9 protein-coding genes are annotated in these 22748 nt (G+C 52.6%); 1 reads left to right on the top strand and 8 read right to left on the bottom strand.

Going from position 1 to position 22748, the window contains the following annotated elements; genetic code table 11:
• Positions 1–2 precede the first annotated feature (2 nt).
• The 4 genes from GOV38_RS09400 to GOV38_RS09385 form a co-directional block, all read right to left on the bottom strand.
• Positions 3–569 carry a hemerythrin domain-containing protein gene (locus GOV38_RS09400; RefSeq protein WP_171208862.1) on the bottom strand — a complete coding sequence of 189 codons (567 nt, stop codon included), beginning with the start codon at positions 567–569 and terminating at the stop codon, positions 3–5.
• 382 nt (positions 570–951) lie between these two features.
• Entirely contained in the window at positions 952–1755 is an 804-nt protein-coding gene (locus tag GOV38_RS09395; RefSeq protein WP_171208863.1) for a DUF1194 domain-containing protein, read from the bottom strand.
• Between the two features lie 605 nt (positions 1756–2360).
• Positions 2361–3260, bottom strand: coding sequence for a DUF2950 family protein (locus tag GOV38_RS09390; RefSeq protein ID WP_171208864.1), 900 nt, complete (start codon positions 3258–3260; stop codon positions 2361–2363).
• Positions 3261–3263: 3 nt separating this feature from the next.
• The gene (locus GOV38_RS09385; protein ID WP_171208865.1) at positions 3264–4553 is read right to left on the bottom strand and encodes a DUF3300 domain-containing protein; all 1290 of its coding nucleotides are present in this window, start codon (positions 4551–4553) and stop codon (positions 3264–3266) included.
• Between the two features lie 1196 nt (positions 4554–5749).
• On the opposite strand from GOV38_RS09385, the gene GOV38_RS09380 reads away from it, so the two are divergent.
• A complete protein-coding gene (locus tag GOV38_RS09380) occupies positions 5750–6145 on the top strand; it encodes a hypothetical protein (protein ID WP_171208866.1) in 396 nt (131 codons plus the stop codon).
• An 11-nt stretch (positions 6146–6156) separates the two neighbouring features.
• Here the strand turns inward: GOV38_RS09380 and GOV38_RS09375 are convergent, their stop codons facing one another.
• From GOV38_RS09375 to GOV38_RS09360, 4 genes are read right to left on the bottom strand one after another with little or no spacing between them, the layout of a single operon-like run.
• On the bottom strand, positions 6157–19674 hold the full coding sequence (locus tag GOV38_RS09375) for a hypothetical protein (RefSeq protein WP_171208867.1): 13518 nt from the start codon (positions 19672–19674) through the stop codon (positions 6157–6159).
• The gene (locus tag GOV38_RS09370) at positions 19613–20338 is read right to left on the bottom strand and encodes a hypothetical protein (RefSeq protein WP_171208868.1); all 726 of its coding nucleotides are present in this window, start codon (positions 20336–20338) and stop codon (positions 19613–19615) included. The genes GOV38_RS09375 and GOV38_RS09370 overlap by 62 nt, the downstream gene beginning before the upstream one ends.
• Complete coding sequence (locus GOV38_RS09365) at positions 20335–20925, bottom strand: hypothetical protein (RefSeq protein WP_171208869.1); 591 nt, start codon at positions 20923–20925, stop codon at positions 20335–20337. The genes GOV38_RS09370 and GOV38_RS09365 overlap by 4 nt, the downstream gene beginning before the upstream one ends.
• A complete protein-coding gene (locus tag GOV38_RS09360) occupies positions 20922–22625 on the bottom strand; it encodes a MotA/TolQ/ExbB proton channel family protein (protein ID WP_171212990.1) in 1704 nt (567 codons plus the stop codon). Before GOV38_RS09360 ends, GOV38_RS09365 begins: the two co-directional genes overlap by 4 nt.
• Positions 22626–22748: the final 123 nt, after the last annotated feature.

The raw sequence follows: 22748 nt of genomic DNA, 5'->3' as shown, positions 1-22748 counted from the left end.
CATCATCCTCTGAGCCGGTGATGCAAGATGATTGGCACGGCCAATTCCTCTTCATCGCTGAGATGCCGTTTCAGGAACGCTTCAATCGTATCGCTCGTCGCATGGAGCTGTCCGGCTTCGTCGTAAGCTTGCACCTCATCAAGTGCGGACAGCTTGATCACACGGTTCGCCGTCCGGGTAAAGTCACTCAGCACCTTATCCAGATCGGAGTGATCCTGCTCCAGCAACTCAAGCCCCGCATCAAAACGAGGGTCCGCAGCAGAGATTTCAGGGAAATAGCTGTGGTCTTCCCAACCGTGATGACCATGCAGGTTCCCAACCAGATTGCCGCCATAGTAGGAAAGCCGTCCTGCATAGTCGTCAAACCCCATGTCGCTGTTCAACAGCTTCTCTGTATCCAATCGAATACGTTCTGCGACGCGGCGGAACATCTCATGCGCACCGAGCCAATGCTTGGTTTTTTCTTTGAAACCCGGATGGGCTTCCCAGCTGTCGCGGGGGTATTGGTCCAAGAGAAACCGCATTTCTTGAGGCATGTCATCTTGGCGAATGGTATATGTATCGAGCATCGGTTGTCTCCTTTCAGGCCAAAGATGGGAGGTCGGGCAACTGCTCGCCACTAGCGAGAACGCACAGTCACTATGCGTCAGCGAACCCCCGCAAATCCGATACCGTACAAACCGGCTATCGCGCGGTTCAAGGTTTTGACGTCGTGTCGGGTGAACCCGGACAAGCCGTCACGGGAGAAAAAACGGTAGGGGCGCTGGATCGGCCCAAAACTTACGACACGCATCGCTCAAGAGCGCGGACGGTACTGCTAGCGCAGCGCATGTGCGGCGGTTCAGCCGCCCAAAAACAAAATTCGTGATGGGATCGCCCTTGCTGTCTTGCTCGCTCCGAGCCGCAGATTTCAGAGAACGCGCATGCAATTCGGTGTCAAAGTTTCCACCTTTAGGGCTCGCTCCAGATTTGCCGGTTCCGTTCCCAAATTTTCTCACCTATCAAGCAATCATAAGTATCGGTCGAATTGAATTGCGCATATCTGAAGTATTCGAGCACGGTCGTCGACGCGATCTCCAGCACCAGTTTTCGGCGGACGGCCTCTGCGAAGTCCTGCCAGTCAAGAACCGGAATGACAAAAGAACCTGGCCCGCCCGTCACGCAATTCTCGTAGTACACATCGAGGTCGTCGAGATGCCATCGGCTGCCCAAACCTTCCCGGGTCATAAGCGGCAATCCGTTTATGGTGATCGACTTTGAAAGCACTGTTTTAAGGGCTCGAAGTACCGGGCGCCCCTGATTGTTAGGCCCGTCGCCAGAAACGTCGATCACCTTGCGCAGACCTTCGAATTCGTTCTCTTCGATCATCGCCGCACCAAAGATCAGCGCTTCAGAAATTGAAGTTCTGCGCAGAGCGGGATCGAAACGCGTGGTAAGAGCGCGCGCGAAGCCTTCAAGATCAGCGCGCGTTTCCACAAGTCGCCAATCAACGACCACTTCTTGCGTGCCGGCCCACTCGACATATGTCAAAGCTATCCTTTGCAACAGGCCCGACCGAACGGCCGCGAAGACCTCGTCAGACTGCAAGGCTGCCGCATAGCCCTGTCTCTGAATCTCGAGTTCCCGCTCGGTCATCGACCGAGAGACGTCGACGAGAAGAACAAGCTCTAGATCAACCTCCGTCGCCTGTGAAACGGCAGGCGCGGCCAAGAGAAAAGTGGATGCGAAAATGGTCAGGAATATCTTTCGTAGCATCCCTTAACGGGTGGTGCGCTGGGCCCTCAAGTCAAGCCACAAACGCATGATGATGTGGTTGGTTGATGAGAAAAAGCGGCGAAGCTTAGGGCGGACGTTTGCCATACCAAACATCAAGGCCAATCACGGAAAAACAACGTTTTCAGTCGCATAGATCCAATAAACTGTCCATCGACGCTTGCGCAGCCTCTTCGCTTTCACAGGACACCACGACAGCCCATTTGCCGCCCGCGAAGGCCACCAAACTGTTCTTTTTCGCTCGCCTCTATGCGGCCATCCGCGTTTGCAGCCAGAATCAGTGCGCGCACAAATCAACGACGATTTCTTCCTGCTCAAACGATGCGTGGTTTACTCCCGAGCACGCCGCCCAAAACTCCCCCCCTGACGCTGGCGTTCGGGAAGCTGAGCCGCCGTAGGGCGCACCGCGACCCGAAACGCTCCCTCCCGATGCGCCGCCTGACCGGGACATCACACCCCCAACACTCTGTGCAATCGCGATACCAACTGCAGCCCCCGCAAGTGTCTTGACCGAACTCATTGTCATGAATTCTCTGAAAGCTTCGCGAATAAACTCGTATTTCGAATGCTTAATTCGTCGAGCCAGTTTAGTTCACCGGATGCCAGTCTTCTGACGGATCAAAGCTTGTCATGGCTGCCGCCTTTTCCAACGTGTCCTCACCCAAAACGGCTTCGTAGACGATACCGTTTTCCGAAACCATAAAGCTGTGTACCCCCGTCTCTCCGAACTCTGCCGGGACGGCCAGAAGGGCGTGACCTGCTACCATGTGCCCATTGACGAAATAGTCCATAGCACCACCGGGTGCCGCATCTGTCTGTTCTGTTAAGATGCGAAAATAGTATCCCGAATAGGGCTCGGGTGGGTGATCGGTTTCACCGTCACTGTACCCAAAGGCCGAGGCGCGCGCAAAAAGCTCTCCCAAAAGCGTGCCTTCATCTGCCCAGAACAATCCATCTCGTTGATCCGCAGAGGTTGAGATGATCTGGCTCGCAAATTCCCTGACCCCGTCACCGTCCTGATCCTGCGCCCGGAAATCGGCCTGAACTTCGACATAGGCCTCCATCAATTCGATCACGTCCAGCTCATTGCGGCCAATTTCGCGCAGGCGTACTTCTTCGCGACCTGCGTCGTTGTCAAACGACCATGACGTGGCCGTCTTTGCGATGGGGACTGGGAAAAGCCACCCTTCCTCGCCAAGCGCGATCAGGACAGAGCCATCGTCTTGCGGTACAAGCCGATACCCTTCTCTGTAAAGCGACAGCAGGGCCAATTTGTTGATCTTGTCTTCGATCGGGTCTCCATCTGAAAGATAATCCGCAGCTTCCGACCCAAAGACGGCTAAAACGGCACCCTCTTCCGGGCTATTTAGCGCCGCAACCATCGCCTCAAGCGCCTCTTGCGGAGAGCCATACGCAGCAGGGTCCGCTTTAGCCGGACCGCAGAAAAGCGCGGCGATTACAGCTGTTTTGAATAGAATCCGTGTCATCTCTTATCCCCTCCGCTTGGCTTTTTTACCGCTGGCCTTACCCCGTTGCGAAGCTTTGCGTGCCTTTTGCCCGCTGGATTTCTTCTGGGTCGCCTTGGGCTTTTTTACCGCCTTGGGTTTAGAGGCCTTGTTGACGGGGGACTTGGCCGCCGAAGGTTTCTTAACTGCTGGTTTTTTGGCCGGATCTTTAACCGCTTTGCTTGGCGTCGGCCTGTTTACCTTGGGCTTGCCTCCATCCTTCATGGTTTTTCGAACTGCTTCGGTTTTGGCTTGTGAACCAGGTCGCGAAATATCCGGCGCTCCAGATGTCTGGGACAGCTTGCTCCGCAACGCGTCCGCGTTGCTGTCACTTTTATTTATCGGCAGCTTGGTTTTGCCACCATCGTCTTTTCTGGAACTAATCTTGTCCCGCGCCTGATCTTTCTTTCTATCATCCGGCGTCCAGCCTGTATTGGAGCGATTGATGTTCCCATTGCCGATATTGTTTCCGCTCCCGATATTGACGTCTCTGTCGATATTCACGTTGCGATCAACGTCCAGATCAATATTTGGGTTTCGGTAAATCGGGCCTCCTCCCCATCCACCGCAATTCCGGCATCCCCAGTAATCATTCCAATCGTCATCATCATCGAAAATGGCGTCAATCACGGCAAAGGTTCCGAACGCTACTGCACCGGTAACGATAGCATCGCCTACAACGTTGCTATTGTTGTCTGCGTAAACGACCTGAGGGTCGTACTGCGGGACATAGACAACTTCGGGATCGGCGGGTTGAATAATGACATCTTCGTCCTGCGTGACTTCTACGACCTGTTCGTCTCCGGAAACCAGAGCCCCATTGTTGATCGCCTGGGTTCGCATCGTCTGGACGGCAGCCATCACGTCGTCGCTTTGGGCAAGCATCGCGTCGCCCATCGTCTCAGTCCATTCGATGTGAGCAGCCATATCCTCAATCACTTCGGGGAAAGCGACGGCCAGAACCTCTACGCTTTCGTCCCATTCTTCAGCCTCAACAGCAGCTTGGATGATCTCAGGCTCTTCACCGTCAAGACTGGTAAGCAATCGATCGCTTTTGATCACCTCCATCGGGCTGGTCGCTGCAACAAGGATCTGAATCAAAAGCGTATCGGGAAACAAGGCAATTGGGGCGACAAGATTTTCCAGCTCGGCCTGAGTCAGAAGGTCGTCGTCTGAGACAGCGTCAACAGTACCATCCTGTTCAGTTTGTGCCCCCGCAAGTGTTGGTGCAAAAACCAAAACCGCGGGCATTATCCAACGAACTATACGGACCATAATCTCCCCCTTACAATGCCAACTATCCGAGGCGCTATTCATTACGAGCGCACCGGGAAAACTTATCCCGATATTCGAATTCACTTATTTCTTGCATGTTGTCGTGGGAGGAACGGCTGTGTAAAGAGCCTTTAATCCAAACGGCTATTTTCGATGGGTATTGGAGGCTTAAGCCGGTGCGAAAACCCTTGTGGGAAGATTATCTAGATAGTCGAAAGCCGTGCCCTGTTCTACAGCGACCAGGCCTGTCCAAGACCGAAAAAAGCCCAAGCGCCGGAACCTCAGTTCAAAGAATCACATATGGCCGGTTGCCGTTGGTGTGAATGTAGAGATCGGCCCTTACTGTGTAAGATAAATCTCGACTGCCTCAGACAACAACACAGAGGTGGCAGAAGTCTCGTTCAGAACAACTGGTGTTACGGCGGAGTTGGCTGCGCCAAGTCGCAACATGTGCTTTCCAGGCAGTTCCGTATCCTGCGACCTCAGATGAAACCAATACTTATCCAGTTGATCAGCCGCTCATCTAGCTCTCGTCGCCGCTATGTTTGCAGAGCGAGCACCAAAAGAAAATGCGATCCAAGCAGAAGAGTAGTAGCGGCAAAGCTCATTGGAGTTGCGGCGACTGAAGTATAATACTCTCTCTTTCACGAAGATGCACTTGGGTGAAATGGTCTCCGACATGGTCTATGGCTCCAACGTTCTGTTGAAAGTTGGAGTGAAACCAAGGGCTTACCTGAGGAAATGGTGCCGGGGGCGGAGTGTAATAGATCACACTACTTTATGTAATTATTCATTTTTTTTGTTCCTAGATTTACTGAATACCCCCAATGATACCCCCAATCTGTAAAGGACAGTATTCGGTTTCGCGAACCATTCTTGCTGAGACCTTCCAATTACGAATTTTGACGTCCAAGCGTTGGACAATACCGGACAGGGCGAGCTCAAACCGGACAACTCATTACTATTAAACCTTTATTTCAATTGAAGCTCTTGGAAGGTGTTGGACCAAGCCAGAGAATGTTTGACGTACATTCCCTACTAATCCCCTACTAACGCCACCCCTTCGTTGGCCGAACAGGAGTTTTGATGGGTAGCTTCCATAGTCCGGCCCGGTGCGCGGTTTTTTGACACTCAGGATGTTTGAGCCTAACCATGGTCCTATAATTCGTTTGAAATAGAATTTGGGTGTCTCTGCCATGTTTCGACTGCTTGCTTTAGTTTTAGCGATTTCACTGCTGCCGCATCTGAGTTTTGCCGAATGCAGCGATGCAAAGTTGACTGCTGCCGATGAAGAACTTCTTGGAGCCATTGCCAAAAAAGAAAAAGCCGCAAGCTCGGTCCAAAATATTCTTGCTTGGGCGCCTGTTGTAAACGTACTTACCGCCGGAGGATCTCTAGAGGCGTTTTTTTCAGCGAGCACCCATGATTTTGAATCACAAGCCAATGCGATCGTTTCGATGAACAAGATTAAGGCATGCTCAATCAGCACAGATCTTGAGTTGTATCTTTTTGATTTCTCAGGCGACGATCCTGAGCAATGCCGGCAGAGGTTTTTTGAGCGGCTCAATGAGATGTATTCAAAAAGCTGCTGAGCGGGTCCGAGTTAGCGGCCGCAAGGTACACCTAGCGACCTTAACGGGATAACCGGGTTTCGCGAAAAGTGTTCGGTATGCCACAACGGATCGCCCGGTTTCTCTTCTCGAAGGTTCGTAGTGAGTAGTGGAAAGACAATCTCGATTCCTTGGGCAAGGTCGGCAATCTTGTTTCCGGACAAAGCTGCGAAAGCCATTTCGAGCTCGCCTTCAGGTATAATCAGACAATGGCCTGCTATGTCAGAAAAAATATCAGTTGAGATCTGCGTGGCACTGAAGATCACATAGCGCCGTGTTTCAAAAGACAATTTGGGTTCACTTGACCCGATGCGCCCCAGAGCAAAAAGGAAATCGGCGGCGTCTGTGTCATCTGGGTTTTCGCGCACATATTTGAGCAGATCAGACACCTCTTGTATCATGTTTTGGCCGGCAATGTTTGCGGCGTCAAGCAGCGCGGACCCCTCGCGTGTAATCTGCAAACCTTCTTGGCAATCGTTTTGCATCGCGGACCGGCTTGGCAGACCTTCGAGCTGCACAAGGCACCTAAGAAGTTGGGTCGCGCTGGGGTTTGCGATCTGATGGCGCACCTTGTAATCGACCTTCCCAATCGGTGGCGTGACCACCGATAGCAACTGGAAGATCGCCTCGCAGCCGGGATCTGTGTTTGAATTACCCAGTTCGCCGATGAGTCCGACGCACGACTCCACGGTACGCCGCAATTTTATTGACCCATCACCAATAAAGACAGTAAATCCCTCGTCGTCGACGCTTATCGCTTTGATTTTGTTCGAAACGTCTGTGCTAGCGCTCAGTAACTCCGCAAGTGGTTTTCCCTGGCTTATCAGGTCGTCAAGCGTTTGAGCATCAACCGTCCATTCGTGGCTTGAAGCAAGCGCCTGATCCAAAGTGAAAATCATGACGTTCGATCCAGTCACGTTTGACGCCCATCCACCAAGCTGCTTTTTGTTTGCCGCGCCGGAGCACTGAACTCTGGAAGCCAATTGAGCCAGAGCGTCAAGACTTGGATCAGTGTTCAAACCGTCTGCACGCGTGAATTCAAAGTCGCAGTGGCGGGTCATCGCTTTAACCTTACCGTCCGTGAGGGACGCGAGAGCCATTGAATGCGTCTCATCCTCGAAACTTTGACGGCAAGGCTCCCCTATTGATAGGGCAAGTGACACAAGTGACTCGCTGACCGACCCACTCAGGGCGCTGATGCAGTTCAATGGCCACAAGTCGTGCCGGTGCAGCTTGAACCCACCGTTTGGCCCTGCATCGCTTGCGGCCAACACGTCTTTACCAAAGCCCAGAATCACAATTCGCTCCACCACCTCAAGTGAAGAACTGGCTATCGCCGCGGACAATACCTGCACCATTTCGTCGGAGGATCCGGCGCACGAAATGGCTTCCCCATTTGGTTTGACCGTATCGATTTGGGTCGCTTCACGGTTCTCTGTTGGGTGCGCCTGCAGGGCAATGCCTTGGGCCTGAAGGCTTTGACACAGAAAGTAAGCAGCATCGTCGACTGAGCGAATTTCGGCGCGTCCTTTGCCTGATGCCACAGCGTCCAAAAGTTGCGCGATACCAGGCCCGTGCGCGCGTGACACTGTGTCCGGGTTCAAGATTATCATGGGCTGTGGGGCGTGGTCCGCATCATACAGGCGCGGCGCACGCACGTGTTCTCCAGTAGCGATGAGCGTCTGGGTGATTTTATCAGAGTGTCGGGCGAGGAGTTCGAATTCCCCATCGTGCGGTAGATCATCAGCGCGATGCAAAATGGCGTCCCAAAGGTCGGTTTCGTTTACAGGTGCGCCTACCTCTAGCTCGTTCACCTTAGCAAGAAAGGATGACACCACGAAGTCGACACCCACCAAAAACGTCCCGTCTGCCATACGACACGCTGCTAGTTGATCAGCCGTGTCGCCGATGATCTTAGGGCAGGGAACAGTCGAGTGGCTCCACTTGGCGATCTCGCGCACCAATGTTGGAAGCCCAGAATTCTCAAGGGCGACGTTGATTTCCATAGGACCTTGGCAAAACACGTTGACACCATCAGTCCCCACGATCCGATTGCCGCCAACGAGTAAAGTGCCAGAAACAGTGGTTTGGTCCCTTATGGCCGCCAAACTTCGTGCTGCCGACTTCCCGGCCTTTGGGCTTACATACGACGTAAGCCCAAGACATTGCCTGAGGGCGACAGAGGATATCGCTCGCAATTCAGAAAATCGTTGGAATGCCTCTTCAGTGTCTGTGTCATTTTGAAGCTCCGCGATGAGGCGCAACGGCGCATTGTCAACCGCAACACCCAAGTCACCAGTGCTTTGGAATCTAAGCACCGGCTCGTCGGAGATTATGGATTGTTCGACGTCGTCACTTACTGACAACAAACGGGTCAAAGTTGCGAGTCGCTCGGGCTCAATGCAAGCAGTAGATGCCTCCGCTGCAACGGGAACCGGTTGCGGCAAGCCCACGCCGAAACCATCTGGATAGAACTCAAGATCCGCCAATTTCAATACGTTTGGATTATCATCGCAGATGGGGCTTACTCCGACCACAGGTACGGCGGTCTCTGCCGCCTTAAGCACGACCAAGGCGTGGTTTTCTTCAACCTCATCTAGTTTTGCCATCAAAGCGCTTAACAGCGTCTCTGGCGCGTCCGAAACGGCAATGGGCGCAAATGTCGTGAAGACGCGGGTCTCGCGCGCACCCTCTAGGGCATACCAAGTCTTGACCCTGCCCGCGGACCCGCAACTGGCGACTTTTGAAAACGCGAGCAAGAGGATGTCGCGTTGGATCACATCGTTGTCCGGGCCAAATGTCTGGCCAAACAGATCACAGATCAGAAAGCTGTCCGCTTTTTGCAATCGATGGAACAAAGGCTCCAGCTTGCTGAGCGTTGAAGTGCCTAGTCTGGCGGGAAGGTGTCCGACTTGCGCCCCTGTGCTTAGTCGATACACGGGCACATCCGCAATATGGTTGGGATCGTCGGCAGCGAATACTCGGAAAAACAGATCTCCCAAAGCTGCGATATGTGGAATCGCTTCGGCATTTTCTGGCAAAAGTGATTTTGCAATCGACTGCGCCGCAACAGGGTGGGGCGCGATGCTGCCAAAGGTTTCCACTTTGGCCAAGGATTGATTATCAACATCAAAGATAATGTGGATTCCGGGCGAGTCCTCAGCGATCAAAAGACGCTCATCTAAACGCTTGAAGATTGTACCGGGCCGGATGCTTTTTTTGCGCGACGCTGCAGCCAGTGCCCGGAGAGTTTTGTCGCGGTCAACGTCTGTGGGGACCCAAAATGTGACATTGCCAATTTTCAATTCCACCAATGGTGCTGGGGATACCTTCGCAGTGGTGTGAAGCGAGGCCAAGAAGGTTTGCCCACTCAGGTCGGCAATTCGTATGGATGGGGCTGGCTGAATCGCCCGCGTTTCATCGATTGGTGAAGTGCTTGTGTCGTCGGCGGGATCAGGGTCAAAGCGGTCAAAGTATAGACCGATATCGACCCCCGTGCCGTCGCCGCCAAGTTGTGATGACACCTGAATGAACCCAAAGGTCTCGTGATCGCAGGTTTGTCGTGAGATCGCGTAGATTTCCTTTGCAACACGGGTCCATGCTTCGCTTGTGGCAAAGATCGCTCTTTGATCTGCGACGACATCTGAACCGAGCGATATGTGCAGCGGACCAGCAATGCAACGCCAGCCGAGTCCGCCGTTTGGGTTTGGCAGGTAAGCCGCGAAAAGCGCTTCAAAGCGATTAGATGGCTGTCCGCCACCTGCCCCGTTTGAGACTTCTTCCGCGATCTTCCATCCGATCAGCAACTGGCGAGGGTCGGTATCATCTGACTCTTCATGCTTTTTCAGGGCGTTTCTTCCTAAATCATCGACGATTTTCCTGAAACCGCCGCCAGATATCGCGCGCGGGGCAATTTCAACCAAACGGGCGCGAAGTTGATTGCGAAACCGGGTGTCAGAAATTGGATCGATTTTTAACGACCCGTCCTGGCAGGCTTCGCCCGCACAGGGAAGCGAAACCACGTTTAGTCCGCCTTCAGTAGTTTCAACGATGAATAGTCCAGCGCCAGAACCTGAACCCGCTGTCACAAAGTGACCTTTGCATTCTCTCGGGAAGTTTGTTAAATCAAGAGCCTGGCCAATCTGGCTCAGCAACTGGGGCACAAGATCCAGCGGCAGGTCGTCGCCGCAGATTGCCCCAACGATAGTTTGATCCCGGCCGGCACCACCTGAAAGGTCAAAGAGCGTTTGGACCCGATCATTGCTTGACGTGACCAAGCTGACGCTTGGGTCAAGAGCGTCGGGCAAACGCGCGATAGCGCTCGTTTCAGCGGCGCGTAGTTCAATTTCTGGCCAAGGACCGCGGTGGTCTGGTCCAGGAATCTCTGTGAAAGTTCCGGCGAGTTGTATGATCTCGGCGGCCAGTGAAGGCAGGAGGGAGCCGGCGTTTCTCCAAGCGTCTTTTACCAACGCAGCGTGAAGTTTTCCCCCTGACTCTACAGGCAGGTTCATCAGGCGATCTGCGCCGGTCTTTCTCGTCTCAACCAGAACGGAAAGTCCACCATCGCGACGTTTTAGTGCGGTAAACTCGATGCCGTCGCGAGCCAGTACGACGATTTCTAGTACTGAGGCAACCCCAGGATCCACTAGGTCGACGTCTTCGCCAAGGCCGGAAATCTCGGCCGAGCGAATTGAATCTGCTTCGCCGAATAACAGTACGACCACGTCAGAGTCTTGTCGCTGAGCAGCCCAATTCTTTTGCGAAACAATGTTAGGTGGAAGGGTCAGGCCCGAAAAGCTCGCTGGGGGGAGTGCTTCTGTGGGGAAATCAAACCTTTCAAAGAATGCCGAAATATAGGAAATCGGCAGCGGATCTCCGTCAGCAAATACTGCCCCGTCTTGAAAGCCATTTGTACCGACGCGCGAAATAGCAAGTACACCAGTCTGCTGTTCATTGAGTATCGCGAATGCAATGCCACCTTCACATTCTTGGCCTAGTCTAATCGCTGTGCGCGGCTCGAACTCTTTTCGATCAATGTCGATCGTCTGAGACAGTTTGCCAATAGTCAACCGAGCAGATTTCTCGCAACCCGCACCGGTTGCCAACTCCGCGAGTCCACCAAATGGAAGACGAACATCGAACCCTGGGATGTTTCTTGAAAGCTGGGAGCGAAACGGTTCAAGAATTTCGTGCACGTATCTTTCTTCCCCGTCACTTGGATCGACAGCCTTTCTCCACACGTATTTTTTCTGACCACCGAAGTAAGCACGGAGGCAATCTGTTCGGTCAATAAGGTTATTGCCCGACCTGCTGCTCTTGTCCGAATTGTCAGTGACCATCGGGTCGCTGCATATGTCAGTATTGGCGGGATGCCCATTTGCGTCTTTGCCGAACCCAGTCTCGAATACTTTAGAGTATTTTTCCGATAGTTCTGCGACCAAGGCGTCGATCATTTCTTTGGACGTTTGGTCGCTGGTGGTCGTTTTGACCGCCTCTCGGATTAGGCGAAGTTCGCCAGGCCCGACAACCGCCGTGGTTCGGTTATCTATCCGTGCAACCCAAACTAGTGGCGCTGGCGCAGGTTGAGCGGCAAATTCAGATAGGATGTCGTTAACGTTTGCAGCGTCACCTGTAAAGCTGTCATCCACCAAAACTGTGGCCTTGTGGGCCGGTGCGTCCGCTGGCGCAAACACCACTGCAACGCTAGTGCCAGCGCCGGTTGGATAGGTGAACGCGGCACCGCTATTGTTGAGCTCAACTAGCGTCATGTCTTTCTGAAAAGGCAATCCTTGATCTGCGGCAATATCTTTAGCCAGCACGGCAAGACTTGGGACCCGATCATGCCAATCACTATTGGCTAGCGTGTTCGGCATTTCGACGGAGCCGTTGCCGGAGGTACTGTTCCAATGCATCCGCGCCCGATCCTGGCCAATCAAAGTCAGAACAGCGAGAGTGCCTTCGGCATCAAAGCCCAATGATTTGACGTCAACGATTTCGTCGGCAAACGTGTCGTTTAAAGCGCTGCTGAGCGCTGCGTCGCCGACGCCCGTGGTAACACCTGGACCGGCGTCAACTTTCGACCCGACGCCTACTCCAGCTAGCACGAGATGGGGGAGCTCGCCTTCGGCTTCTTCCAATTCGAAGAATGCCATTCGTGAACGATCACTCGAAGACCCGACGTGAAGAGTCTGCCCTTTGGTAAGGCATCCACCGCGGAACAGATTGTTGGCGTATGTAATTGGTGCAGGGACAGAGCCTTGGACCTGACATTCCGTGTCAGAAATTCTTACGAGTCGCAAAAACTGCCCAATTCCATCGGAAGGGCGAGTTGTTGGTATAGCGTCGACTGGCGGTGCTTCGCCATTCTTTGGTAGCGGCGGCTTGTTCGCTGCATCAGCGAGTTCTGAAGGTGGTGTCACGCCTTGCGGCGCCGGTGGCGGCGGCGGAGCCATACGTTCGCTGACCTCTTCCGAGCGAAATATGATCGGATGTTTCTCAATGTTAACTACCTGCGATTCTGGGTGCTCGCGAAGGAATTCCCACCGATTTCCTTCCCAACTGCTTAGAATTCGGCCGCTTGACATCCAAGCCGCGCGTCCGCTTGCAAGGTCGGCAAAATTGGCATCTCCATTGGAACGATCGATGGTACGTTGGACAACGACAACACCGTTGCTGCATGCATTTAATCCACCCAAAATGTGGTCCAAGTCACTTTGCGCACCAGTTCCGTTTCCAATCCAAGCGGTAAAGTTTTCGCGGGTGACCAATGGGTCGAAGATTAGAAACGTTCGTGGGGTTTTCGCGGTACCGCCCGCGGCAGTCACAGCACAACGCGCACCCTCAACATTCCGCGTGTCGGATATGATTGAAGACACCAAAATGCGTCCTTCAGAGAGAAGAGCAGAGATACGCGGTTGGCCGTCTCGAGTGGTGTCAAAGCTACCAATTTGTAGCAAGGGGCGAGCCCCGATCGGTAATGGATCTCCGTCCGGATCCAAGGGGATCAGATCGGGGAAGGCCGCCGGAGCCCGCGACATCGCTTCGAGGAATGGAACGACGATCGATGCGTTGGCTGGCTCTAGTAGTGAATTTCCATTGCTTCCAAACCGACAAAGCTCGGCATAACCCGCTGTGCCTTCTTCTGCGCCGCTGAATGCAAACAAAGCGTTCGTTTGCGAGCCTTCGGTGCATTCCGCAATAGTCTGTGTGCTTACAGCGCGCCAACGATGGATGTAGCTTTCTCTGGTGAAAACGAGCCCGTTGCCAGAACCATCATAAATGGGCTTCAGCAAGTCAAAGGTTGCCTTCGGTTGATTGGGAATCCGCGCAATTAGTGAAACACTGTTACCGCCTTCCATCAACCTGACGTCAGTTGTTGACGACCCGTTTTGAGTTGAGTCAATAAACTCGATTGACATGGAACCTGGTGGGTTAAGAAGAGTGCTAGTTTTCGCTCCTGTACCTCTTTCGTCTTCGGCGGCCTCGGACGCTTTGACCCCACCTGGTGTACTTTCGGACGCGGCCTCTCCGTCAGATGCCTCCTCTCCGTCAGATGCTTCCGAACCTTCGCTGGACTTTAGCCCGTCGCCGCCGTCGCTCCCAAAATCTGCGATCGGATTGATGGTGACATTGCCCTTGAGAATCGCCTCAAGGGCAATGTCCAGATTCTCAAAATCCGGGGTCAATAGCGCTTCGATCAGTTTCGCCAGGTAACCTGGTGTGAGGGCGTCTAGTCCAGGAACGACAACAGAAATACGAAAGCCCAGAATTGTAAAACCAGCTCGCAGGTAATCTGGCCTGGCACGTGCGTCAACACCTCCCAAAGTCCATCCCCCAATTTTGGCACCACCTCCAAAAAAGCCTTCGGGCCGCCTGAACTCAATATCCGATCGAAACTCTCCAGAGGCTTCAAAAAAACCAAACAAATTAAACTGTGGGCGTACCAGAATTCCACCGTCCTCGCCGCTAGTAAACCGGACCTCGACAAGTTGGTCACTTACTGGAACGCGGAAAATTTGAAGAACATCTTGCGTCCTGGCCATCGCGGGATTGTTGCCTTGAATGCGCATTTCCGAAGTGTAGTTGATGATGTCTGATAGCACGCCACCTAAGGAGAGGACGCTGTCAAACGTGACTTCCGCAAGGTCCAAAGTTGCCTCGGCGCTGCCAAGTGACAGGAATGCGAGAAGGACTAAGTTTCCACGAACTTTCATGACTGGCCTATTGAAACCGATCTCGGCGCTGCCACGAATGTTGACAAGCGCTGAAGCCGTGCATTCTGCCAAAGTTACGGATGTATAGACGACCAGTCTTTCTGATCCGATCGTTCCGCCGGTTGGGCAAATTGTGAACGGCGTCACCGGTATCTGAACGCCAGGAGGAAACCCAAGTGTAAATTCGTTGGGTCCGTCTACGTCTAGACCAGACCCACTGATCAGAACATCGGGTACCGAAACGGTAAAAACACCGGCGATGTCCGCCGCGCTGGATACGCGAATTTTCTCTGGCAATCGACCGGACCCTAGTTCCGGCTCGACCGTGACCTTTGTGATAACGACTGGGATTGCGCCCCCAAGCAAATCATTGATTGCATCCGCCACTTGGGCACCCAGTTGCCCTTCAATACTCTCACTCACTTTGAAGTCAAAGAAACGATCATCAAATAGGTTGATTCCCAATTCGGCTTTACCAAGCTGATCTATCGCAAACTCTGGCATTGAGAGATTGAAAAAGATTGCTACCGATCCTGATGAAGGATCGGTCGTCTTGATAGCTTCGTTAATACCGCCATTTTGAAGATCGAGACTGGCGGACACGGGTCCAATTTCGAATTGGTCCCGCGGAAAAACCTCGCGCAGTTGATCGACGGCCAATTGGGTAATTGTCGCCCTAAGAATAGTCTCTCCATCCGCAATGTTACACGACGGGTTCGGGTTTTCGAGATCAATCGTACAATCGACCAAAAATGGTGCTTCCACATCAAACTGGTCCAAGCGGAACGTGAAGGGTGCCGCAAAAACCAGATCGCGGTCGTGAAGGCGCAAGCTGGCGGTTCCATTCGTGTAGGAAACATACGGCATAAGGTCGCTGATGTTCGTTGCAATCCTATCAGCGAGCCGGTTCAGATCGTTGGCGCAGTCTGGGCAATCGATCAAGAACGCGGGGTCTGCAAAGTCTGTGCCGTCGAATTTGGACTCGGCGACAAGGCCGATTTTCGTTCCAAAGATACTTAGGTCATCGTTGCGCAAGCGGACGCCGCTAAAGTCGTCCGCAGCGCTCGGGTCATCCCCCAGAAGCCGAATAAAATCAGCGCATGCTAAGACCGGGTCTGAATGACTAGGTAAGAGCGCCTGGCATTTGGCGACTTCGATTGGCCAACCCAGGGCCAGACCCGCTAATTCAGCCAGCAACGCGTCAACATCGGCAAAGAGTTGGGTCGCCATACAAGCTGCTTGCGACGTGGCCAAGTTTTCAAGTTGGCGCTGCAGTTCACCTTCTTCGGCCTCTTCTAGCGCGACACGTCCGTCAAAGTGCAATCTGGTTCTAAACCGTTGATCGTCTATGCTTGGCGGCTCGCAGTCGTCAAACAAGGGACCAATGCTTGCGACGTAGTCTCCCAAAGGAAGGTCGAACTCAAAGCCAATGCTACAGGTCTCAGGATTGTCCGGAATACCCTCATTCTCGAATGGTGTCCCATCACAGAAAAGATCAACCTGGTCGACCAAGTTGTTAAACTCTCGACCCAGTTCATCCAGCATGTCTTGCGGAAGCAGGGGGGCAAATAGCGACTCAAGACAGTTGTCGTGATCCCTTATGTCCCAACCGTCTCTATCGCGTTGCAACCTGACCTCAGAACACCGCCCCGGCAGCGCTGGCAGGCGCACGTCACATTTCCTCAGCTCAAAATCGACATCCGAGGCTCTCACGAGCCGCTCGGAATCGCATTCCCAATTTATTGCTATCGGTCCAGCCTCGTGCACCTGTAATTCCGCCGGTCGATTGACACCAATATCGAACGGCCAGCGCGCCCAGTTGCACGATTCATGCACCAGATCGTATGAAGTCTTGATTTCGGGTGTGACCTTAAGGCGCTCAAACATCGCGACCGCCATGCCAAGGCGCGCAGGCTCACAGTCGCCTAGGTCATTCAGCCCTAACGTTTCCCTCGCTTGATCTAGGAAGTCTGGGTCCAACAGAGCCTGGATCGTGAAATCTTGCAACTCTGGTTGTGATTGAATGACCAGCCCATGCTTTTGCAAAGTAAACGCGGTAATTTCAAGGCTTCCAGGCAAACTCTTTGCGATCAGGAGTTCAAGATTCTGGAAGAGTTGTTCATTTGCTAATGCGTCAGAGCGCAACGTCACGGATTCATCGTTCAGATCGATCTCAACTGCAATCTGATCAACGCCACTAAATAATTCTAGGTGCTCGGGCGCGCTGGGAGTGGCCCGCCCGAAATCCAGCTCCAACTCAACAATTCCGCCCAGATCGTCATCTTGAAACGAAACCAATGCTTGAAGGTCTAATGCTGGAACTGAAACCACTACCGGCTGTGCGACAGGGGTGAAAATCACCTCTCCTTGTTGCCAACAAGCTCGCCCGAGCCGTCCTTCAATTGGTGCACCTTGCTTCAAAGAAACTTCGACGCAATTTGAAAACGTGGGAATCTTTGTCAGCAACAACATATCGTTATCTGGAGTGAGGTCCAAATTGCGGCGAAGAACTTTGTCAACGTCGACTGACAGCGATAGTTTCCTTTCTAGATCGCCGCCGGCATAAGGAACCAAGACTGACGCGTGACCTTTTATGTCATCAAGCGACAGCGGCCCAGAAATGTCCGGTGCATCCACATTTTTCAGCAGTTTCTCGACATCGACCTTGGCCAGTACGCCATGGTTTCGCAGATCGAAATCCAAACCAACGGAACTTGCAACACCTTCGGCCTCGGCCAAAGCTGCCTTCGCGAGAGTAATTTGTTCCTCAATTTCTTCGGTCGCATCTTTCATGCCAAGTCCGTCAAGGCCGTCGCTAATGGCCTGCACAATGTATCTCACTGCCTGTTCAATCAGCCAGTCGCGCAAAGCAGCCTCAAGCTCGTCGGGTGGTAAAAGCAACGAAATACAGTCGTTGCTCGCCGACGCGTTTACCCCGTATGGAACTGACAGACAGAGCGTATCGACATCGGTCAAATCGACACGCACTTCGACTATTCCGTCGCTCAGTTCCGGACCGATTGTGTCGCCATACTCGTCCAGGATCTTGTTGAGTGCCGACGCAATCTCAAAGCCATCGTCAATTGCAGCGCCCGCAAGGAACTCTATGAGCGACCGAACCCATTCTTCGTCGACCTCGGGTTCGGTGATCTCGAGCGTCCCGTCGATGTCTTCCGCCACCTTCTCAGCGACGATCTTGGCTACCGCTTCTGCTGCTGCAGTGTCGCCCGAGGCCATTAAGGCTATAACATCGCCAAGCTCTGTCGCGACTGTTGTTAGATCAAGTTCTATCGCCGCGCTTATTGGACCAAGCTCGAAGTGATTGAGCATCCGCAGGAACTCTTGCTCACGTTCCTCATTGCTAGTGGAATTTGCGATTTGGGCCTCGGTAGATTGGACCAGGGTCAGACGGCAGAGTCGCGCCGTTGCGCCAGTATGCAACAGCATTTTGTCGCCCTCTCGCGCTAGCTTTGGCTCTGATAATCCAAGATCCAAACCAATGCTGCCCGGTGTTTCAGGACACCCTACAATCGATACGCTTCCTTCGGGGGGCGAAAATGAGGCCAATTGTTCTAAGCCCAAAAGCGCTTGGGCGAGAAGGATTTCACGTGATCTTGCCCGCTGTTCTTCTGCGAGGGAGGCCACCCCGCCGTCCTGAAGCGCCACCAGGATGCCACGCACCAGTTCAACAACTTCCGCCTCAACTTGTGCTTCACCCTCCTGCTCAAGCTGATCCAACCAGAACTCAAGGTTTTCGTACTCGCTGGGTAGCCGTTCGATTGCCGAACACACCTGCAAGCCTTCTGAGGACATATCCAGAAGTTTGGGAATATCTGACCCAGGTACGGCATCGCTTAGAAACGACTGGGTCGCCGGTCCCAACTTTGAGGATGTTTGGCACAAAGCCTGTGCAACTGCGATCGGATCGGGTGCCGAAGCCTCTGCAATTTCTGCCAGGGACACAAGGTCAGAAAGGCCATTTTGCAGCGTCTCACCGCATCGCTCAGCAAGACCCACCAGGGTTTGTGCTGCAGTACGAAGTCTATCTGAATTAACGTCGGATCGTTTGGGCTCATTTTCGGCGGCAGAGGCGTGACCGAGCCCTGTGAATCGAGCGTTCCCCATAGAGGGGATCCTGCAGTCTTCAATACCGTTTTCGAAGTCTTCTTCTATTTGGGAAGCAATGCGAAGAACATATTCAAGTGCTTGCCGCTGCTCTTCCAAAAGGGCCCTAATTTGGTCAATTCGGAGTCCTCCTTGAGGTGTGCTCTCTTCCGCGTCGCCAGTTTCGATCCCGATGTCAGAATATGAAAGAATGGAGCCCAAGTCTTTTTTAATGGGTGCAAGCGCATCCAAGACATCTTGGTCGATGAGGTCGTTTGTGGTATCCGCCACCTCGCCGCGCAAGGTATCCACCGCTGCATCCAATCTTACAGCAACACCGTCCTGCAACCATTGCGAGACTGAAGCGGCTGCAAGCAACGCTGCATCCTTGTCATTCGCGATTTGCAAGAGGGGTTGAAAGGCTGGATCGAATGAAACCAACGCACCGACAACCGCTGCGACGTCTTGGCGACGAAGCAGAGCATCGAGTCTTGAATGGACGAAGTTACGCGCGTTCTCTTCCAGCTTCTCGCCTTCTCGCTGAACGAGTTCTAAATATTCGCGCCCAATCCGATCAAGCACAAGAAGGGCAGGAAGGCCGGTTTCGTCCCACCAAGCATCGGCATCTGTATCAATCAAAGCGGCAGACTTTAGGTCAGCAATAACAGAACGAAGCGCAGCCTCATAGGCGACCGAAAAAGCGTCGGCAGTTTTTGTCAGACGGCCGACGGTCGCGATCAGTTGGTCGCCCAGTTCTTCGGCGCCAGCGAGATCGTTGTTGCAGTCTGAGTCATTTAAGATGCGTGACGATCCCGGCCCGCATAAAAGGACAATGACGGCTTCTTGAAAGGCCAAAGCCTCTGGAGGGATCGCACTGGTCAACACGCTTTGAAGGGCGCCGGTACTATTATCTAGGTTTTCCGCTTGCTCGGACATCCCGTTGCGAACGAATTCTAGAACATCTGGGCCGGCCAATCCCTCTATACCAAGCGCACTGGCTAGTGTAGCCATCGCACTCAATTCACTATGTAGATTATCCAAGGCAGACTGGAAAGAGCGATCCGAAGCCGTGGTGGTTCCAGCTACTGTCGATTGCGCTGATGTCTGTTGCGCAACTGTAAGAAACAGCGCGCTAGCTACCGCCACCGAAACTAGTTTTTTCCGGAAGTTTGTAATTGAGATCAAGCGTACCATCTCTAATCCCCGTAGTGAAATCCAAACCGTTCTCGGCATCGTCACAAAGTGCACCGTCAGAGTTTACTAATATTGACAGTGGGGACGGCGCAGACTGCCGTATGTTTGTTGATCGTCCCTCACCTGTTTGGCGTTCGGCCTCGCGCAATCGGCCAACAGTAACATTTTTTTGGTTTTCACAAGCGTTATGCGCGGTCCTCAATGCATAAATGATGGTTACGAAGTCGTCATCGTCTCCTACGATATCAGCAATGTTGTGGAGTCTGGGCCGTAGCATAGCATTCGAAACGCCCACAAACTTATTGCCTTCAACGAATAGTTTTGCAGAAACCAAATCGAGCGAATTTGCTTCAGAAATTTGTCCATTGGCGCCAACAAAGTAACCGGATTTCGCTCCGGTTTTTCGTGGCGCAAGGACTTGCGATCCAATGTTTTCAATATTTCGAAGCTCAAAGTCCAAATATACGCGTGAAACGTCAACGTTGGGACCACCAATGATATGAAACTCCGCGAACACGAACGGTACTTGATCTTCACTCGGGCTTTCGGTGCGCAAGAAAACAAGAAGCGCGGCCAACACAATCATTGCGCCAAACACCCCAAATAGAAGGTCAAGCATTGAGAGGATGGAAGCCCCCTGCCGTCTGCGCGCGGCGTAACTCATCGGCCAATCCGTTTGTAGGTTTGGCCGTCGTCTGAAAGTATGAACTTGATCTCAGTGGGACACGCTTCTGGGCGCCCGATAGTAGCGTATCCGTCAGTCACATATGTGTATTCGCAGGACACCGCAGTTGGAGGAGTGATTACCACGCAGTCCGGTCTTTCCTGGCCTGAACCCCGTTCTGCCCAAACTGAGAGCGAAACTTCCCGACTATTGAATGAGGAAGTAAAAAGAATATCGGCTGTATGACCCAAAGCAAAAAAGAAATCATTACTTGTAGCCTGGCAATGCTTGGCAGTCGGCCGCTCATGCTCCATTGCCAAGTCAAACTCTTGCCCTCCAGCTTGGGAGAAAAACAGAGTTAGGAGACCAATAAAATTGGGTGCAGTTTGACCATGCGATTCCGCGGGCGTTAATGATTGCTCTCCTGGTTGATCCGAAGGTTCAAGCTGTTCAAAAATAAGTTTCGCCTGCTTTGGAACCTCGCTGGCCATATATAGCATTATGACTATTGCTCCACCGAGCCCGCATGTGACCGTGTCCAGCATTGACAAAGAAAATACTTCAGTGTGACGGCGGCGATAGCTCATTCCAGCTCCTCGCCTTCATCAAATAAATGCAGTTTGAAACCGGAAAGTTTTTGGGAGAGTGCGTCTTGTCTTTTGATCACTGCATTGGCTTGCTCGATGATGTCGCAATCTCGACCATATTCCATGTCTTGCAGTTGGGTAACCAAATGCTCTCGGACCATCGTGGCAACCCAATCAACTGTAGCGGAAAGCCACGTCTCGATCTGCATCTTTCGTGCCATTAGGAATGCCAAAAGCAAGAGTGCGAAAGCCGTTGTGTCAAATGCCGTTCCCAGCGCATCAACGACGGCGCCGAATTCATTTTGGTCGACACCACCACTAAAAATGGCCCTTGCGCGTATCAGAGATGTACTAATTCCATAAATCGTTCCGAGAAACCCGACCGTCGGCAAGAGCCACACGACGTAGTCAGGCACTGAGAACTGACGGTATACATCCTCTCGAAGGGAGTCGGCGCGTTTTGTGCTTCGATCGACGACTTGGTCACGGTGGTAGCGTAGCTGTGCCTCGCCTGCTAGTTCGGCAATATAGTTGACCGTCAATTGCCAAAGACTGTCTCTCAAAAGCCTTTGGTTTTTTTGAGACCCGCGCATCTCTTGAAGATCTTCAACATATTTGTTGAACGGCTCATCAATCTGTTTTGGTTCGTTGTTATTTCCCTCCTCTTTTTTCAGTTCGGAGTTTAGTTTGTTTGGGTGCTTTACGGACAGTCCAGCATTGCCAGTGACGGCAACAATGCCGCGGGGGAATATTTGAGCTTCCTCCTTCGCTGGGCCGCGACCCAATGCCAATCGACCTTCAGTCAGTTCCAGGTCCATGCGAGCTCGACCGACTAAGCGCCATCCAAGTATGAACACAAAGATCGAGATTTTTTGAATCAACCCGACGTCAGGAGAAATGGCTGCAAGCAGATGTTTGGGAGCTTCCGGTATAGTCAACGGGATGTAGGACTTTTTGCTATTCTTGTCGCGCCAAACGCACAGTTTTCCCGTGTCACTTTCATCTTCTTGCCACAAGAGCCTCAACGCCAAAGGTGTGCCAAAACGGGTCCAATCCGAGTATTCTGGTTCTGGGTCTGCCGGCGCACTATTTATTTTTGCTAGACACGTCACAGGAACTGTTCCCGCTACACGCGCAGCATATCCAGTCGCAACTTCCGCGAGACCGTCTTTCTGAACGTTCTCGAGCGACCGAACAAACTGATTGGGCACTGCAAAAATCAGATACAAAACAATCCAGCACGCGACAGTAAGAAAAGCAGTCCATCGAACCTCCCGCCGAAAGTCATAACGTAGCGCAAGACTGGATAGAATTTTGTCATAGTGCTCCTGCATCGTCTCAATTTGTTCGGCTAAAGGTGTCTTCAGACTATCCCGTTTGTTCCACCATGACCCATTGGATTCCCACTTCTCTGCAAACGCCTCGGCGTCGATTGGAACATCTGCGCTTGTTTCTTGATGTTTGAGCGCAATCGCCCGATCCTCAACCAATCCTTCTACACGGCGGAATTCCCGTTGAATTTCATTCTGATCGCGTTCGAGTTGTTTGAATTCCGTTTCGTTTTCGTGCGACGCGCCTGAAGGGTCCAAAACAAGATTCTTGGACTCTGCTTCAATTTCATTGTCACGGGCGGTTAATATTCTCCGCGCAGCGACTAATGCCTCAATCATCTGCTCGACAGCAACTTTTTGGTTAGACATTTGTTCCCAGTTCGCGGTTTCTTCGGTGGGAGAATCCTTGGCTCGTTTACCCAGAATTCAACTTTCGCTGTTCGTTGAGTATTTTCAGTGAACGCAAAGCGCCAAGGTTTCTATTCGACTGCA

Source organism: Ruegeria sp. HKCCA5839 (assembly GCF_013035585.1).
Lineage (GTDB): Bacteria > Pseudomonadota > Alphaproteobacteria > Rhodobacterales > Rhodobacteraceae > Ruegeria.
The sequence above is the reverse complement of the archived record's forward strand: the minus strand, read 5'-3'. Positions and strand labels throughout refer to the sequence as shown.

Excerpts from the sequence above, each read along its gene's own strand:
- GOV38_RS09400 (WP_171208862.1), bottom strand. The coding sequence starts at position 569 with ATGCTCGATACATATACCATTCGCCAAGATGACATGCCTCAAGAAATG.
- GOV38_RS09395 (WP_171208863.1), bottom strand. The coding sequence starts at position 1,755 with ATGCTACGAAAGATATTCCTGACCATTTTCGCATCCACTTTTCTCTTG.
- GOV38_RS09390 (WP_171208864.1), bottom strand. The coding sequence starts at position 3,260 with ATGACACGGATTCTATTCAAAACAGCTGTAATCGCCGCGCTTTTCTGC.
- GOV38_RS09385 (WP_171208865.1), bottom strand. The coding sequence starts at position 4,553 with ATGGTCCGTATAGTTCGTTGGATAATGCCCGCGGTTTTGGTTTTTGCA.
- GOV38_RS09380 (WP_171208866.1), top strand. The coding sequence starts at position 5,750 with ATGTTTCGACTGCTTGCTTTAGTTTTAGCGATTTCACTGCTGCCGCAT.
- GOV38_RS09375 (WP_171208867.1), bottom strand. The coding sequence starts at position 19,674 with ATGGTACGCTTGATCTCAATTACAAACTTCCGGAAAAAACTAGTTTCG.
- GOV38_RS09370 (WP_171208868.1), bottom strand. The coding sequence starts at position 20,338 with ATGAGTTACGCCGCGCGCAGACGGCAGGGGGCTTCCATCCTCTCAATG.
- GOV38_RS09365 (WP_171208869.1), bottom strand. The coding sequence starts at position 20,925 with ATGAGCTATCGCCGCCGTCACACTGAAGTATTTTCTTTGTCAATGCTG.
- GOV38_RS09360 (WP_171212990.1), bottom strand. The coding sequence starts at position 22,625 with ATGTCTAACCAAAAAGTTGCTGTCGAGCAGATGATTGAGGCATTAGTC.